Raw genomic sequence first — 17,223 nt, forward strand, 5'->3', positions numbered from 1 at the left:
TCCTCACCCACTTATAACTTAAATTTATGAATATACAAAATATATATATTTGTTTTATGAGTAGTATAGCAGTATTTTGTGAGTAGGGGGGATTTGTTTGGAGAACTTATTTATAGAGTGGCTATCCATAGATGGGCTCATTTTATTCGCAATCGGCATACTTGCTTCCATTGTAGGGGTCATGTTTGGGGCTGCAGGATTTGTATTGCTTCCTTCCTTATTGTTAGTCGGCATTCCGATTCATGCGACTGTCGCAATTAATAAATTTGCAACAGGCATATCTTCATTTTCGACGGTTATTGTTCTGACGTTGAAAAAAAGAGTACAACTGAAAAAAATGATTCCATTTATGCTGATTGCAGCAATTGGCGGTATAAGCGGGGCATTTTTAGCAACAAGATTGGCGGAACATACGATGAATATCGTTGCATGTATTGTTTTAATCGTAATGTTCTTTTTTCTTATTAAAAGTAAAAAGAAAGAAGTTATTAATGAGCAGCCCGACATCGAAAAGAAAACTAATTTAATTGCACCTTTTTTTATTAGTATTTATGATGGTGGGCTTGGAACAGGTTCTGCATTGCTAAACATTACATACTTTCTGAAGAAACAAGTCAGCTATGTAATGGCTGCAGAAATGACTCGTTTTTTAATGTTTTCAAGCTGCACAACTGCTTTTTTATTTTACCTGTTCTATGGCATCGTTAATTGGGGTGTTGCTGTTCCTGTAGCTGTCGGATCGATTGTTGGCTCCCATATCGGTCTAAAAATCATTCCTTATTTAAAAGGGAAATGGGTTGAGATTTTGCTTCCTATTATATTTTTCCTGTTAATTATCCAAGTAATATCGGATTTACTTTTCTAATATTGTGGCGGCTGGGACAAACTTAAAATGCATCTGTCCCAGCCAGTTTTATTTACTGGCCCTTTTCTTATGCACTACACCATTCAAAAATAAAATAACCATTAAAAGTATCGACAGATTAAATGTTGCCTTGGATATTTCGGTATTTAATACAAAGACCATTACATTATTTAATAAAATAACCGCGCAAATTGTAAACGATAAATTAGCAAGAGAATGATTGCTCAAGTTATGTGATACCCCTTAACTTTCATTCCAATCGGTAAATAATACGATAAATTGTTTGTGATCATCCCGCCAACACGCAACCCTATTGCTGCCGGCTTTCCGCTTATTAAAAAACTGCCGACCAGCAATTCACCTGTTTGTCTTCCCTTTTCGCTTCGGAAAGTTGTTTTCTGCTGCTCGATAAATTGCTGGTACACTTTCGGATAGTGATGATACGATTTTTGGATATCTTCTTTTATAAGCTGTCCATCTTCATCAAATATTTCTACCGTATCTCCCTCCCGGCCAAATACGGGTTTCTTTACATAGCGGATTCCTTTTTCGATAAACAGGCTATCTTCCAAATAGGTCGGCAAAAAATATTCGGCAATCCATTCATGCTCTTCCGTCGTAAAAAATGCATTTCGTTCTTCGTGCAAGCCCCAGATGATGGCTTGTACTGCTTTGTTTTGCAATAAAAATGCCGAGGGTGGGTTAAGGATTGTCAGCAAATCCTGCTCTACCAGTTCCATTAGCCACAATCCTATTCGATTCTGCGCATCATCTTCGTCCTGAATTAAATTTTCTATCGGAAATGTTGGACGATACAGCAAGTCGATCCGCTTTCCATCCTCATCGAACAACCCGACACCCTTTTGTATTTGCAATTGGTGTAAAGGAGTAAACTTTGCTCCGGGCACAAATTGCATTATGTAAAGCGTAGTATAATAATCTTCTATATTATCATCGTGTGCGGTAAAAACGATATGTGCATCAGGGGAAAATATGCTTTGGGCAACACTTTTCCTCACCATGCTTTTTAACATCTCTTCCATTTCATTATTCGGATTTTCCATGCCGAATGCTTTGCAGATTTGGCCGTTTACAACAAATAACTCCTTGATGAACGTAGGTGTATCAGCATTCATTTCAATACATTTATAGCCGCCATTATGAGCAATAAAATCAAAACGCGCAATAACACTTTCCGCTTCCAGTGTTTTCAGGCGCAGAATAGGAATCGTTTCTTCTGGATAGCCCATTTCAATCAGTGCTTCATCCGGAAGATTGCGTAATAAATGGGCTGTTTTAAAAAAGATTTTCCCTGCACATTCAGTAGCTATGCGAATTTTTTCTACTTCTTCTTCTGTTACTTCATAAACGTCATAGAGAGCATATTCCTCGTTATATAAATCGGCCCAAAACCGGTCAATACTTGCATAAAATTTCCTGCGCTCGCTGTTCGTCATGGATTGCTCAGCTCACTTTCATCTCGGTAACATAAATCACGTAGACACCACGATCTTCATCAATCTCTGTTGAAGTAACAAGCATTTGTCCAATCGATGGTATATCTACTACGTTTTTCAGTAAATAGCGGATCACTTCAAAATGCGTATCACAAGGAATACGTGACAACAGACGATAATTTTCACGTTCGTTTGGGCTTCTAAACTCGATATGTATACCCCGCTCACGAAAGTTTTTCTCATCCTCACCGGATAAATTGCGGCCCATCTCCTTTAGCACAAGGACTTCCACATCTTCTTCCATCTCATTCGATACAAGCTCATACTGTGTACCGCGCATAATAAAATACGTGCAAAGCTGCCTTGCGTAAAATTCATCGATCCCTACATTTGTTTCCGTATATTCATAAAACGGCTCATAATGACCATTTCCTTTTTCAACATAGTAAATTAACCGCTTCATCGTTTCCGCTCCTTAAATTAATAAGATATGCATTTCGCAACTATCAACCCGACTGCAATTGATAACGATAATAACATTGTTCCGACTGCACGGTTATCTTCCTCAATCGCCTTTTGAATGCTGAAGCGGATTGTTATAATTTCAGCCAGGAAAAACACTATTACCTGCGCTACAATTCCAATCACACCCCAAATAGCCATATCCATTAATGATATTGAATACTCTGCCGCTGCACCTAATACGATTGCCAGACCCACTACTTTACCGCCCATTAACATTGCGGCTGCGACATTCCTTTGTGCAATTAACTGAAACTCTTTAATTTTCGGTGTACTGAGCGCAAACAGCACCATACCGATAATTAATAAACCTAATGACACGCCCAGATATGATAAAAAATTCAAATACCCATTCATTCTATTTTGTCTCTCCTATCCCCCGAAGCTTTTAGCGCCACTGCCAAAACCTGAACTGGTCTTTGCGGCCTTAAAGCTATCGCTGTTTTTATAATTTATGTAGCTGCTGTCACTATTTAGTGCAGATCTATTATTGAAATATCTACCCCCATAATAGTAGGCGCCGTAATGTCCTGAACGGCTCTCGTCACATCGCCATACGCCTTCTTCTTCCGACCAGTCCCAATCCCGGCAGCTTTGGTCTGTAGGCTTTGGGGGTAAACTGCTTGAAGTACCGCAGCCAGCCAAACTTAATGTAAGCGCAGTTGCTGATACGCCGGCCATCAATTTTTTCGTCTTCTCCATCTTTCTTAGCCTCCATTTCCTTTCCTCTTTAATCGTACGTAACAACAGGAAAAAAAGATTCTATAAATTTAAAAAAATCCCGTACAGTAACAGGATTTGAAATAACCAGCACTTTTAATTTATTTATCTAAAAACAATAGAAGGTAGCTCCCCGCACATATATACAATGTGATTTGCGTAATCATGTAGATTACACGTTCAGTTGATGTTAACTTTTTTTCTTTCTTCATTTTCCTGAAATGCCAATAAAAATATATCCCACATAATAGGAGAATGGCTCCAGAAATTTGAAAAATATTTTCCAGTATACTAACCAAAAAATTCCTCCTACTCTTTCTTCAGCTTTTGCATTCAACTCATTTTACACAATGAAATATAAACGACTTTGCCTGATTTGTAGCTGTTTGAAACGTAAAGTCTTCATAAGCGTTCACAGTTGTAAAGCCTGCCTTTTTAAGTGCGGATGAAATTTCCTCTAGGCTTCGAAAAATTAGCTGGACCTTTGCTTCGTGCGTAATACCTGTATTAACATTTTTAATCTTTTCATAAAACGTAAAAACATTTCGATCTAACCCTTCATATTCATCCCAATACAGCAACAGGTCTAAGGTATAGATATCTTGAAGCTGGTCTACTGTCTCATCTTTTTGCCACTCTTCCCATGCTCTTGCTTGGGGGTTCCGTGCATCAAAAATAAATTGTCCGCCAGGCTTTAAAGCTGTAAATACATCCTGTAAAACATTACTCCAGCTCTCTTCTGTAATAAAAACCTGTGCCACATTCGCTGTCATGATAACTGCATCATAGGAATTAATTGTTAAGCTCTTACTATCACCAATGATCCATGAAACCAATTCAGCATTTTCCTTACTTTGAGCTCTATGAACGGCTTCTTCATTAGGGTCGATTCCAGTCACTTCATAGCCGGTCTTTGCCAGTTCAATCGTTACCCGCCCAGTACCGCAGCCTAGATCGGCAATTTTTTTAGCTTTTGATAATTGTAGAAGCTCCATAAAGTATTCATCTTCTTTTCCCCATGTATGAAGCTGGTCGTAATAATAAGCAATCATTTAACTTCCCCTGCTTTCCTTTTGAGCATCCGTTCAGTTATTATTCCTACTGCTGCACCTACAAAGATTGGCAGTAAAGCAATCTCCGTATATGAGAGGGAAATTTTAAAAATCAGAAAATCTAAGTTAGCTACATAACCGATAAAATATAAAACAGCTATTGTTGCAAAAGAGGCAAGTAATGGAATCCAAAATTCTTTTCCCATCTTTTCATCTCCGTTCTATTCTTTTTACTGTCCATTAGCTTTTACGTTGTAAATCGACCGAATTTAATTCTCTTCTATACCAGGTCGGTACAGGATTGTTCATGCCATCAAACCATTGCAAAACGTTTTTTGCCTGATTTTTCATTATATTTAAATCATGTTCACTGTAATTTGCAGCCCAAGGAATGGATGACAGCATATTACTGCTAATATAAAAAGCAAGAAGCGAGAAAAATTCCATCGGCGGTGTTCCGTTAAAATATCCGTTAAGCTGCCCTGTAGCAAAAGATGGACTGGCAGTTGCACTCCATACAATCCGGTTAAATTCTTCCCACGGGTCTCCAAAATCACTGCGGTTAAAGTCAATTACATACAGCTCTTTCTGAGGAGAAATAACCATATTTCCAACATGGTAATCGCCATGATGGAAACTTTGCTCTCTGCCTTCAAGGAGGTGTCTGTTCTCTTCGATATATCGAATGATTTTATCGTCCCCCTCTATTTTTACATCACATTCCTGGTAAAGTCTGATTTTACTGTCTGCTTTACGGTTAAAGTGTGATCCCCAATCTTCCTGCTCTGCTGGTGCAGGAATACTGTGAATCTCTTTCAGTATTTGCCCTGATTTCACCCCTAGTGAATACTGTTCCACTTCTGTCAGGTTAGGTAATACTTTCTCCGCATCTTCACCGTCACACCATACGAAAATTGAGTAAACACTTTTACCGTTGTCACAAACTCCAAAATCGACAGGTCGTGAAACGGGCAAGCCCCGATCAGCTAAACGCTTTATGATTTCATATTCACTTTTCTTTTTATCATACTCCGCCATTTCACATATGCGCAGCAGCAATTTCCCATTTGTAACTGTTTCAATATAGAACTTTTTATCATCCGACCAGCCTTTATTGATTGCTTCAATTTTCTTGAAGGTATCGTAGTTTTTTATATCGAACATGGATAATCCCCCCTATTGCTAGTAATTGCTTCTAGTATTTTAACATATAATTGTACATAATTTTCCAAATAAAGTGAAGGCAATGTTCCAATATTAAAACTTTAAAGTAAGTGAAGATAATATCCGATTACTCCAAAACCTATAAGTGTGCAGCATAAAATTTTGAATACGGATGAGTTATTGAGTGCCGGATATAAGATTTCCGATACGGTAACTATAAAAATCATCCCCATAGCAAAACTCATGAAGGCGGTGTTTAATAGCGGATGAACAATACTAAAAAAACTACCGATAAATACACCTAAAGCTACTGGCACCGATACGAGAAAGGAAATTAATAAAACTGTAAATATATTTAACCCTGCTAATATTAAAGGGATAAACAAAATTATTCCCTCGGGAATACTATGAAATAAAAGTGTTTGTAGTAAAGCCTTTGTAAGAACAGGTTCTTGGTTGGCCCCTAATGTTATTCCAATCGGAAAATTGTGAACCGCGAAACTAAGCATTAATAATAGGCCAGTACGAATATAGTATTTCTCTTTACTATAACTTTCCTTACCTTGTTTAAAGTGCGAACTACCATGCAGTACTGTGAATACCATCATCCCTATAACAAATCCAATAATCGTACTTAACCAACCGCCTGATTCAATCGCTTCAGGAAGAATTTCAAAACTGATCAAGCCTAGAATAACTCCTGTACAAAGCGCATAAATAATATTTGCCCTTTGCTTGATTCCTTTAAAAAGCCATGCGATCATGCCACCAATGAATATGCCTGAAGAAGTCCATAAAAAGCCTAGTAACCACATCGTTATCACCTTTCACTGAGTATAGTTAGTCGTATGGTTAATCTTCAGCATTTATGAAAATAAAAAAAACCGTATTTAAAGTATGAGTTTACTTTAAATACGGTTAAATATAATTTGATTATCCTTCCAGAGTTAACAGTCCATCTTCCATACGATACACTTTATCGCAAAACTCTAGCATACGTTCGTCATGGGTTACCATGACAGCAGCTTTGTTGCGTTCTTTAACTTCTTTTCGGATTTGCTTTACGACTTCGAATGCACGCTTAGAATCTAAGCTTGCTGTCGGTTCATCAGCTAAAATGATATTTGAATTATTCACAAATGCACGAGCGATCGCAACACGCTGACGTTCCCCACCAGATAACTCATTCGGGAATTTGTTGAACTTGTCACCTAATCCTAATTCCGTTAGTAATGTTTTCGCAAATTTCGTATCTTCTGCTGATACTTTGCCTTTCATTTTACGTACTAGTAATAACTGATCTAACACCGTTAAATACGGAATTAAGTTTGATGTTTGTAAAATGAATCCAACATCTGTTAAACGAAAAGCCGATAAATCTTTTTCCTTCATCTTGCCGATATTTGTACCATTAACAAGTACTTCACCTGTTGAAGGCTGAAGTAATGCCCCAGCAATCGATAAAAGCGTACTTTTCCCTGAACCTGATGGACCGATAATAGCGATGAACTCACCCGGGTTTACTGTAAGGGATACATTTTTAAGTGCATCCACTGTAGAGTCCCCTTCTTTAAATGATTTCGTTACATTTTTTAGTACTAAACCTGTCATTTATTCCACTCTCCCAATCGCTGTTAAAGGATCAATTTTTGTTACTTGGCGAGCTGAAATAACAGAACCTAAAACAGATACAATTAATAACACAAGCGCGTATAAAAGAACCATTTTAAAATCTAAGTTAAACGGCATTCCCTCTGGAAAAACAAGAGCAGTTAAATACGTTAATACAATGCCGGCAATAATGCTGATTAGTGATAACACGAATACTTGTGAAATAATCGATTTTTTAATAAAGCTATTTGATGCACCAATTGCTTTCATGACACCGAATTGCTGTGTTTTTTGCAAAATGAATACATAGAAGAATACCGCAATAATAACAGCTGAAATGATGAATAAGAAGGCAAGCATCATATAGATTGTTCCGCTTTCTTCTTTATAACCCGGCATTCCCATTACGGCTTCTGATTTTGTAAAAGTTTCAATCTCATCATAGTTGTTTTCGATTTTATCAGCATCAATGTTTGCACCTTGTAAAGCAATCATTGCTACTGGACTCTCTAAACCATTATCTGATCCTGGTGCTGCAAATGCATAGCTTTGCCAAACGTCTACGTTAACAAATACACTTGGTAAATGGTTAAACGTTTCACCTTTAGTAATGCCGACTACTGTTAATTCAATACTAGAGCTTGTTACTTCAATTGTATCGCCAATCTCGTAGCCTTTTTCTTGCAATGTTTCATCAATGATGACGCCCATCTTATCTTCTGCAGCCATTTGTTTACCTGCTACAACTTTTGGCTCGATAAATTTACCTGGTTCGATTCCAAGAAACGCTACGTCTACTTTTTCTTTCGCATCAGGCGATTTCACGATAACAGTTGATTGTCCGAACTTCGCTGCCTCTTTGACACCAAATTGACCCTCAACATCATCGGCAATCGTACCTGTTACCTTCGTTTTCATCATTGTTGCAGCAGAGCCTTCTTCATAAATAAAAAGATCTCCGTCAATATTTTTCATCGTCGCTGCAGCTAATGACGATAAGCCATTACCTAATCCTGATAAAATAAAAACAAGCCATGCGATAAGCATAATAATTGCGCCAATCATCATGAAACGTTTTTTCGCGTGTTTCATTTCTTTGATTGCTAAAAACATTGTAAATCCTCCTTAGTAATATATATCAACCGATCTTTTCAACTCTTCTAATTACTAGAAAATTGATCACCTCGAAATAAATTATCCGCCTTTTAATAACTATATTCAAATATCAAATTCTCCATTTGAACATAAATTATAACTATTAAAAAATGGATAAATATAATTTTTTTCCATGTTGCTTTTATAGTATAGGCGCCGAATATGAACTTTATATAAACTTTTTAAAATTTTATTTGAAAAATTATGTAAGTAGGTTCGTTATATTAATATATAAAAAACCGTTCGCTTATTTAATAGATAAGCGTGTTAAATGGAAATAAAGTTGTGGACTTAAATTAATGAAAAGTCTTATATTTAAGTATACTTAAGGTAATAATGTTAAATCCCAAAATTCCATTTTAATCCATATCACTTTTAGATTAGCATGAAATAAAGTTATGGACTCAATACCATATAATTTATCTAAGTGGATAACCAGCAAGCTTTAGCTTTGTATTTATCCTTTTCTTTCCCAACCATTATTCAAAATTTTTTATTAGAGACTTGCATAATTTCCTCTAAATGTTTTTCTGCTTTTGGCTCTAAATTCCTTAAACCACTAATCATAAGTATTTTATATTTTTTTATTTCTTCATCTGTAAAATGATTTTCAATACATTGGTCAATCAATCGGATTTGATAATCTTCCTTTGATTCTATAAATGTTGAAATATATTTTACTGTTATTGGGTATTTCTCTTCAAACTTCTTATTTATACCTATCCTTGAATATAACGTATATTGAGTTCTTTTGATTATTTTCCCAGCTTGTTTCTCATATAAAGGCCAATTGTTCAGTATATTCTTGGCTTTTTTTAATAAACTTAAATCTCTTTTATGGTTTATTTCTTCACTTGTTTTACCCTTACCTCTTTTGGAATTCGGTAAGTTTAAATTTAGCCACTTTTTGTCATTGCGAGCTAATCTTTCATAGAGGTTTTGAAAATTATCACGTAATTCTGAACGGGAATAATTCGGAAATTTGTTAATTAATTTAAACCACTCTTCCTTATCCGCTTTTTCTTGAATACTTTTTTTTTCTTTAAACTCTTGTTTTTTCTTCTTTCTACCAATTTCTACATAATTATGACCTTCCCTTATTCTCCTTAAAACTGTTACTTTACTTATATTGGTTATTTCAGCTATGTCTTTTACAGACATTCCTTTACTAACTAGAATGTCAAATTCTCTCTCCCACTCTTTCCCTTTTGCCTTTACTCTATGATGAAAAGCTTTTATTTCATACGGACTTTTCTCTCCATCATATAAAACATAAGCAAAACCACAACTACATGTAAATAAACCTTGAAACACGTCACTATTTGTCTTGTGAGTAATATGAGTGTTGGAAATTACTTCTTCTAAATAATGCTTTGATAAAGGATTCATACATGGCCACGGTCCTAATCCAAATGGTTGATAATGAGGTGTTGTATTAAGGAAATTTTCAACTGTTTCATTTAATGTCATCATTAATAAAATATGTCTAATTGGGTGTATATTTTTTAATCTTTCAACACTTAAATGTGATAACCAATCATTTTTCAACGGATTAGAATTAAGTACATCCAAAGTTTCCTCATTAAATCTTGATAGAACTAAATCGGCTAATTTACTTTTTATATGTAAAGGTTGACTTGCAATTCCGGAGATTTTGATAAACTCATAATATTTTTCGTAAAGATTCCTATAACTGGTGGCATCTACTTTATGTTTAAAGAAATATTCAACGTTCCCTGATATTTCTAACATAAATTCAAAAGCCTTACCTTCTAATTCAACTTCTTCTGATAAGTCCATATCAAGATCTGGCATTATAAACTTATTTAAAGGATTCTTTTCAATATTTATATTTAATTTGAATAGAGTTTTTTTGTGTTTACTGCATACCATTACTCCAGGAACTTGGAATATCCTATTCCAAAAACATTCCCCGTAATTTTCTAGTTCTTCTTTAACGCACTCGCCACAATAATAAAAATTCTCCTTTTCAGGGATGTCCCAGATAAACCTTTTTCTACTCTTCACATAAATATCTAAAGAACCTAAAGTAACAGGTTTTCCACTCATAAATGGGGCGTAAAGTGGAAAGATAGTATGGTTATACAAAAAATAATCTTCTGTATATTCATTTGAAAAATGCTTGATTTTAGATACAAGGATATTTATGTGGGAAATATAATCTTCATACATAATTGGTCGCACAATATTAAATGTATCCTTTATAGCTTTTCTTTTTGATATAATCCCCATATGACTAGCGTATCTAGCGGCTAGGCTATAAATACTTTCATTTTTATATGGTTGAGGAAAATAACCCAACATTAATGCTTCACCTACCTAAATTAGAATATTGGTATAAAATTAACTTGTAATAAATTTTAATATACGTAAACCCTTGATACTTATATAACGCTTGAAATTAACCCTCTGTCGGATATTCAACAATGCTCTAATGAGGTTTTTAATGATTATATTAATATAAAATAAGCTAGCGATACTTTATAAAGCTTTTCTTCTTTCCAATAACAGATTGTCTTTCCACTCCCCATCTAGTTGAGCAATCTTTTCGCGGATTCCCACAATCCGAAAGCCATTCTTTTTATGGAGTTTTAGACTAGCTACGTTTTCTTTAAAGATTTTGGATTCCAGTGTCCAGTAGCCCTCTTTTTCAGAAGCTACAATCAAATGGTTTAGTAATAAATCCCCAATTCCCTTTCCCTTCTCATAAGACGCTATATAAATGCTTACTTCTCCCACTCCTTTATACACATTTCGTTTAGAAACAGGAGATAATTTACACCAACCTAAAATTTGATTTTCCTCAGTTGCAACAAATGAACAATTTGGATTTGCTTCACCAAACCATTCATTATAGGATTCAGGTGCCTTCGATTCGAATGTAGCCATTTTTGTCTCTATTCCTGCTTCGTAAATTCTTTTTACGTCTAGCCAATCTTCACTTGTAACAAATCGAATTTTAATCGCCATAAATCAACCTCCATAAAAACTGAATAATAAAATAATAAAACAAATAGTTGCATTTTACAAGTATTTATGTTTTAATTTATTTAGAGGTGATTGAATGGAAAACAAACGCGAAATTTTTCACATACTAACTCGAAGATTTGGCTTATTAAACAAAAATTGTTGCTCTGTTGGATCATTTGAAATATCTACTATTCAAAGTCAAATTCTTTACGAAATAGATAAACAGCAAACACCTTCTATGCAACAAATTGCTGAAACACTCGCAATGGATATTACGACATTCAGCCGACAAATTCAAACACTTGTGAAAATGGAATTGGTTAAAAAAACACCTTCTCTTCAAGATAAACGTGTATCAATTTTATCATTAACAACACAAGGAAAATTTGTTGCAACAACGATAGATGAATCCATGAATGCCTATTTAGAAGAAGTATTTTCTCATATGAACGACTTTGAAAAAGAAACTGTCCTCCGTTCGATTCAACTTCTAAACGAAGCAATGTCTAAATCGACAGTATGCTGTACCCCAATTTACTAAGCAAGAACCTTCTTGCTTTTTTATTTATTATATAGTTGCAAATTACAAGTATTTTAGGAGGATGTTAAAAATGAACATACCGTTAACAATTAAATCACAGACTTCTAGCTGTTGTGCACCAACACCTAAGTCAGTTACGTCTTGCTGTGGACCTATGGAAGCTACACAAAAAGAATCATCCCTTAATGAAACACCTTTTGAATTAAATAAAGCGTACCCTGTTGCTATTCTTGGAGCAGGTCCAGTGGGTTTAGCTGCTGCTGCCCATCTATCTTTAGCCGGTGAAGCGTTTATTCTTCTTGAAAAGGGTTCTGAGGTTGCAAAAAATATTAAAACTTGGCAGCACGTTCGTCTATTTTCACCGTGGCAATACAACGTTGATAAAGCTGCTAAACAATTACTGCTGAAATCTGGTTGGACTATGCCAGAGGAAGATGTCCTACCAACAGGTCAAGAAATTCGTGAAGTGTATTTAAAACCCTTAGCAAATTTACCTGGAATCCAACCATTTATTTCGTTTAATACAACAGTTGTAGGTATTAGTAAAAAAAATCACGATAAAATGAAGTCTGCCAGTCGCGACTCTGCCCCGTTTGTACTTTATACAGAACAAAACGGTGAAACAAAGCGCATTTTTGCCAGTGCGGTTATTGATGCGACGGGGACGTGGGCAACACCGAATCCTGTTCATGCAGATAATGTTTGGAAATCGGCTGAACAAAAGCTTGCTGATAAGATCTTTTACGGTATTCCAAATATTGAAACACTAAAAGAACGCTATACAGGCAAACGTATCGCTGTTATCGGAGGCGGACACTCAGCTATTAATACGATTTTAGAATTGGAAAAGCTTGAATTTGTTGAAATTACATGGGTTTTACGTAAAAAGCGTGTAGAAGATGCTTATGGCGGTGAAGAAAAGGATGCCCTTGCTGCTCGAGGTGAATTAGGGAGTCGCATTCATACATTAGTTGATGAAGGAAAAGTAAAAGTCTTTACCCCATTTTATATCGAAGAAATTGCACAAACGTCCAATGGTATTATCATTAAAGGTGAAGGCGTGACGGGCGAGCAACAACTTCCTGCCGTCGATGAAATCATTGCGAATACAGGAAGCCGCCCAGACTTCTCGTTCTTAAAAGAAATTCGCCTATCCATTGATGCTGCTGTTGAAAGTATTGAAGCATTAGCACCACTCATTGATCCAAACGAGCATAGCTGTGGTACAGTTCGTCCACATGGTGAACTAGAATTACGTCAACCTGAAACTGGCTTATATATTGTCGGTATGAAAAGCTACGGACGTGCGCCAACCTTCTTAATGGCGACCGGCTATGAGCAAGTTCGTTCAGTTGTCGCTTATCTAACAGGTGATATCGAAGCTGCACGTAAAGTAGAGCTGGACCTTCCTGAGACTGGTGTATGTAGTTTAGATCTAAATAGTAGTAGCACTTCTAATTGCTGTTAAAAAAGAATCCCCTTGAAGCCATTTTCAAGGGGTTCTTTATTGGTCACGTAATACAACATTGGGAATCAAACGTATGTAGAGGAGCTCACCTATTATCTCGACAATCGTTTGGGTCACAATAATTGCTGCAACAATTGTGCTTACGTCGCTTGGTAGTGCTAACGCAAATGGCAATACAACAAGTGAATTTCGTGTAGAACCACTAAAAATTAATGCACGACCTGTTTTCACATCGAGTTTCATCCACTTCCCAATTAATTTAGAGATGAAAGGCATAATAACCATAAAGGCTAAATAAACCGGAATGACTTTTAAAATCCATTCGGCTGATCCAGTTAGCTTATTGATTTGTGAAGCCACAACAACGAAAAGTGTAAGAGCCATAAATGGAACAGGTAGCCATGCTGAGAATTCCAGCATCTGATTCCCGAATTTCCCCTTCTTTGCGAATAACTGCACACCAATCGCAATTCCTAAAGGTAACACAATGAGCCCAAAAAATGCCTCAACAAATGGTGTCACTTCTATCAGCTTTGCGGCTTCTTCCCCAATAAATAGCCATAAGTAAACAGGCAACAGCAACATTTGGGTAATAAATAAAACCGGTGTCGCAATGAGCATTGCTTTTTCATTGCCTCTCCCTAATGCTGTAAAGACTATCACATAATCAATACATGGTGTTAACAGCACAAGGTATACCCCTAATAAAAGCGGTGGATAGCCTGGTAAAAATAATGATAATACCCACACAACGATCGGTACGGCTACATAATTCACGATAATGAGGGCTACTATAAAGCGACGGTTAGATAGTGACTCTTTTAAAGACATAAACGGAATTTGTGAAAACATACTGTACATTAATAATCCAATGGCAACCGAAATTGTTATATCAAGCTTATTTGACATATCAGATTCGAACAGTCCAAAGCCCACAGCGATAACTAAAGTGCCGATATAAATAAGTACTTGATTATTTTCTAGTTTTTCTTTTGAAAGCACTGTAAAAACTCCTTCTTAAATAACTAATCTCACTTTAACATGTAGCTTTGAAATAAAGTTTGATCATAACACCTCATAAATCATTATTTCACAATTAATAATAAGAGAATCCATTTTGAAAAAAAGATTGATCAAAATGGATTCTGCTTTTGAGTTTTTAAGTTTAGTTTTTATAAAAAAGTTTGATCATTTTCTACCTACATTACTCCATAAACGCGCCCGATTGTTTCTGTAATGCTTTAACTTTTATAATGGCAATTTTAATAGACTACATGCAAACGAGATGGGCTTTTTTAAATAAGTTCATTACGATATAATTAAATCATCAATGTACCCTTGTATTCAACGTGAGATCTCTTTGAGAGGAACTCTGCCGATTGTTTGGGGACATTGTTTTTTTATTCGAAAAAATCATGTAAGATATAAGTGTGCAGTGACCCTTTAAGGTATTTCCGACCTACCGGATTGGGGCTAGATTCGTAGACCTCTTATATTGACGTGAGGCACTCCATGCTATATACGGCACTGCACACAGTAATTTATATACAGCACTAAATCCTGTGAATTTCGACAGGATTTTTTATATTTTAGGAGGAAATTTGAAAAAGTTGGCGTATTTTTATATTTAATAGACTATATAGAAAACAAACTAAATCTAATATTATTTTAACAGTTGAAACTCTACCGATGTTTGGAGCTTAGAATAAAGACTCTTTAATTCACTTTGAGATTTAATATCTGGCGATATAATCCTGACATGCTACATTGGGCCTTGAGCTCTAACAGAAACTTGGATAGTCAGATATTTAATACTGTTTTTTTATTGGAGGAAAATTAATGAAAAACGTTAGTAGTCCATTTAGTTATGGAAATAAAACTGAGGATATTAAAGATCAAGAATCGCGAAAGTTTTACCAGTTCTATGTTGGCATTGACATTGGAGCGAGTTTTCATGTTGCTTCTTGTATAAGATACGTTGCTTTTTTAGACCCTAAGGGAATAGCTTGGAAGCGCACTAAGACACTAAAATTCAGCTCTGATAGTGTGGGGATTGCAGAATTTTTAAGCGCTCTTAAACAAATAGAAAATCAGTTCAATTTAAATAAAGATGACTTCCTAATCCTTTTAGAACCCACGGGTGGACATTATTCTTATTTAGTCCAACAGGTTTTATTAAATGAGAGTTATGATTTGTTTCAAATCGAAAACAAGGCAGTTGGGGAATTCCGTAAAAATTTAGGGATTAGCGAGAAATCCGATTCCATGGATGCAAAGGTAATGTCCTATATGGGATGGCATAAACAACTACATCCTAATATGCAAGGTGTAACTTTAATAAGACCGCAAACAGTACTACAATCCCTATTTAGAACCGTAATGAGAGATCGCTGGTATATAAACGTTCAACTCACTAGAAGAAAAAATCAAGTACAACAGTTACTAAAAGTCACACATCCTGATTTAAACAAAGCTTTTAAAAAGTTAAGTTCAATCTCAGTAATGAAATTAGTTCTAGAATACCCTACCGGACTACATATGAAAGAATCAAGCGAAGAAGAATTATACAATGCGATTTCAAAAGCTGGAGCTAAAAATGTTGCCAAAAAGGCAGCTAAAGTTTTAGCAGAAGTAATGCCTAATACTGTCGCTGTGCCTGTCGAGCATCTTGTAGGTCGCCAAAAGTGGGTTATTGAAGAAGCCTTACGGCTTGAAGAAAGTTTAAAACTGATAGATCAGGAAATTCATGAACTCCTATGGGGATTACCTGAAAAAGGAATTCAATCCCATCCCTATACTGAAGTTCTACTTTCACTCCCCTTCGTTAGCGAAAATATAGCTTGTACATTAATTGGCGTTATTGGTGATATTGAAAGATTCAATACATATAAAGAATTCAAGAAATACTTAGGTGTTTCAGCTGAAAATACACAATCTGGTACATCAGTAAAAGGAACTAAACAAACTAACGGTGGCGTTCGGGATGCTCGTCGTGTTCTTTATCAGATATCCTTAATAATATTGGCAAATGGTAAATCTCATCCTACTGTATTTAAAGTCTATTATGACCGGAAGGTAGACGAAGGAATGAGTAAGAAAAAAGCAATCGGTCATCTGTGTGGTAAATTGCCTAATTTAATCTATTCTCTTCTGAAAAATAACGTTAAATACGATTCAGTTGTTCATGCAGCTGCTTGTGGCATTAACTTGGCTGACTTAGATATATCTAAAGAAGAGAAAAACCCTTTATTATTAAGCTAACGAAGAAGGTTAATAATAAGAGAAAGGTAATTTGATTAATTAACATATAAAGAGAGGTGACATAATGAGTGATACATAAAATGGGCTTATATGGTGAGTATTTTGATTCAATTAGAAAGGGCAAGAAAAAGGTGGAAGTACGCTTAAATGATGAAAAAAGAAGGAAAATAAAAGTTGGGGATTTTATTGAGTTTATAAAGATCCCTGAACAAGATGAAACTATAATAATTAAAGTAACTGACCTTAAAATATACGATACCTTTCAAGCTATGTATGAGGATATTCCGTTTCAAGATATTGATTGTGAAGGTTGGACGATGCAAGAAATGATAGATGGAACATATGAAATATATACACCAGAACAAGAAAAAGAATGGGGAACATTAGCAATAACGATTGAATATTATAGTTAATTA

Annotated in this window: 18 protein-coding genes; 5 read left to right on the top strand and 13 right to left on the bottom strand. The window is 35.5% G+C overall.

Going from position 1 to position 17,223, the window contains the following annotated elements; all coding sequences use genetic code 11:
• Nucleotides 1–97: 97 nt before the first annotated feature.
• The gene (locus tag MHH44_RS20120) at nucleotides 98–865 is read left to right on the top strand and encodes a sulfite exporter TauE/SafE family protein (protein WP_340735851.1); all 768 of its coding nucleotides are present in this window, start codon (nucleotides 98–100) and stop codon (nucleotides 863–865) included.
• Nucleotides 866–1,089: 224 nt separating this feature from the next.
• Here MHH44_RS20120 and MHH44_RS20125 read toward each other — a convergent pair whose 3' ends face one another.
• From MHH44_RS20125 to MHH44_RS20180, 12 genes are all read right to left on the bottom strand, one after another.
• A complete protein-coding gene (locus MHH44_RS20125) occupies nucleotides 1,090–2,322 on the bottom strand; it encodes a glutathionylspermidine synthase family protein (RefSeq protein ID WP_340735852.1) in 1,233 nt (410 codons plus the stop codon).
• Nucleotides 2,323–2,329: 7 nt separating this feature from the next.
• Complete coding sequence (locus MHH44_RS20130; RefSeq protein WP_008405943.1) at nucleotides 2,330–2,785, bottom strand: hypothetical protein; 456 nt, start codon at nucleotides 2,783–2,785, stop codon at nucleotides 2,330–2,332.
• Between the two features lie 17 nt (nucleotides 2,786–2,802).
• Nucleotides 2,803–3,201, bottom strand: a complete 399-nt coding sequence (locus MHH44_RS20135) for a DUF350 domain-containing protein (RefSeq protein WP_008405945.1) — start codon at nucleotides 3,199–3,201, stop codon at nucleotides 2,803–2,805.
• 15 nt (nucleotides 3,202–3,216) lie between these two features.
• Nucleotides 3,217–3,546, bottom strand: a complete 330-nt coding sequence (locus MHH44_RS20140) for a hypothetical protein (RefSeq protein ID WP_041865679.1) — start codon at nucleotides 3,544–3,546, stop codon at nucleotides 3,217–3,219.
• A 356-nt stretch (nucleotides 3,547–3,902) separates the two neighbouring features.
• Complete coding sequence (locus tag MHH44_RS20145) at nucleotides 3,903–4,616, bottom strand: class I SAM-dependent methyltransferase (protein WP_340735853.1); 714 nt, start codon at nucleotides 4,614–4,616, stop codon at nucleotides 3,903–3,905.
• Nucleotides 4,613–4,822 carry a hypothetical protein gene (locus tag MHH44_RS20150; protein ID WP_008405950.1) on the bottom strand — a complete coding sequence of 70 codons (210 nt, stop codon included), beginning with the start codon at nucleotides 4,820–4,822 and terminating at the stop codon, nucleotides 4,613–4,615. Before MHH44_RS20150 ends, MHH44_RS20145 begins: the two co-directional genes overlap by 4 nt.
• Nucleotides 4,823–4,856: 34 nt before the next feature.
• A complete protein-coding gene (locus MHH44_RS20155; RefSeq protein ID WP_340735854.1) occupies nucleotides 4,857–5,780 on the bottom strand; it encodes an aminoglycoside phosphotransferase family protein in 924 nt (307 codons plus the stop codon).
• Nucleotides 5,781–5,881: 101 nt separating this feature from the next.
• Nucleotides 5,882–6,595 carry a ZIP family metal transporter gene (locus MHH44_RS20160; protein WP_008405952.1) on the bottom strand — a complete coding sequence of 238 codons (714 nt, stop codon included), beginning with the start codon at nucleotides 6,593–6,595 and terminating at the stop codon, nucleotides 5,882–5,884.
• 118 nt (nucleotides 6,596–6,713) lie between these two features.
• Nucleotides 6,714–7,391, bottom strand: a complete 678-nt coding sequence (locus MHH44_RS20165) for an ABC transporter ATP-binding protein (protein ID WP_008405954.1) — start codon at nucleotides 7,389–7,391, stop codon at nucleotides 6,714–6,716.
• The gene (locus MHH44_RS20170) at nucleotides 7,392–8,504 is read right to left on the bottom strand and encodes an ABC transporter permease (RefSeq protein WP_065216085.1); all 1,113 of its coding nucleotides are present in this window, start codon (nucleotides 8,502–8,504) and stop codon (nucleotides 7,392–7,394) included. It abuts the gene before it with no gap.
• A gap of 525 nt (nucleotides 8,505–9,029) precedes the next feature.
• Complete coding sequence (locus MHH44_RS20175) at nucleotides 9,030–10,871, bottom strand: TnsD family Tn7-like transposition protein (RefSeq protein WP_340799433.1); 1,842 nt, start codon at nucleotides 10,869–10,871, stop codon at nucleotides 9,030–9,032.
• 177 nt (nucleotides 10,872–11,048) lie between these two features.
• The gene (locus MHH44_RS20180; RefSeq protein WP_340799434.1) at nucleotides 11,049–11,537 is read right to left on the bottom strand and encodes a GNAT family N-acetyltransferase; all 489 of its coding nucleotides are present in this window, start codon (nucleotides 11,535–11,537) and stop codon (nucleotides 11,049–11,051) included.
• A gap of 94 nt (nucleotides 11,538–11,631) precedes the next feature.
• On the opposite strand from MHH44_RS20180, the gene MHH44_RS20185 reads away from it, so the two are divergent.
• Both MHH44_RS20185 and MHH44_RS20190 read left to right on the top strand, forming a co-directional pair.
• Nucleotides 11,632–12,078, top strand: a complete 447-nt coding sequence (locus tag MHH44_RS20185; RefSeq protein WP_087617237.1) for a MarR family winged helix-turn-helix transcriptional regulator — start codon at nucleotides 11,632–11,634, stop codon at nucleotides 12,076–12,078.
• Nucleotides 12,079–12,148: 70 nt separating this feature from the next.
• The gene (locus MHH44_RS20190) at nucleotides 12,149–13,546 is read left to right on the top strand and encodes an NAD(P)-binding domain-containing protein (RefSeq protein ID WP_340799435.1); all 1,398 of its coding nucleotides are present in this window, start codon (nucleotides 12,149–12,151) and stop codon (nucleotides 13,544–13,546) included.
• A gap of 36 nt (nucleotides 13,547–13,582) precedes the next feature.
• Here MHH44_RS20190 and MHH44_RS20195 read toward each other — a convergent pair whose 3' ends face one another.
• A complete protein-coding gene (locus tag MHH44_RS20195; RefSeq protein ID WP_340799436.1) occupies nucleotides 13,583–14,548 on the bottom strand; it encodes an arsenic resistance protein in 966 nt (321 codons plus the stop codon).
• An 837-nt stretch (nucleotides 14,549–15,385) separates the two neighbouring features.
• Between MHH44_RS20195 and MHH44_RS20200 the strand changes: the two genes are divergently transcribed.
• A complete protein-coding gene (locus tag MHH44_RS20200) occupies nucleotides 15,386–16,807 on the top strand; it encodes an IS110 family transposase (RefSeq protein ID WP_340799437.1) in 1,422 nt (473 codons plus the stop codon).
• Between the two features lie 68 nt (nucleotides 16,808–16,875).
• Nucleotides 16,876–17,220: an ASCH domain-containing protein gene (locus MHH44_RS20205; protein ID WP_340799438.1), complete on the top strand. Its 345-nt coding sequence runs from the start codon at nucleotides 16,876–16,878 to the stop codon at nucleotides 17,218–17,220.
• Nucleotides 17,221–17,223: the final 3 nt, after the last annotated feature.

It is taken from the genome of Solibacillus sp. FSL K6-1126 (assembly GCF_038003445.1).
In the GTDB taxonomy this organism is placed as follows: Bacteria; Bacillota; Bacilli; order Bacillales_A; family Planococcaceae; genus Solibacillus; species Solibacillus silvestris.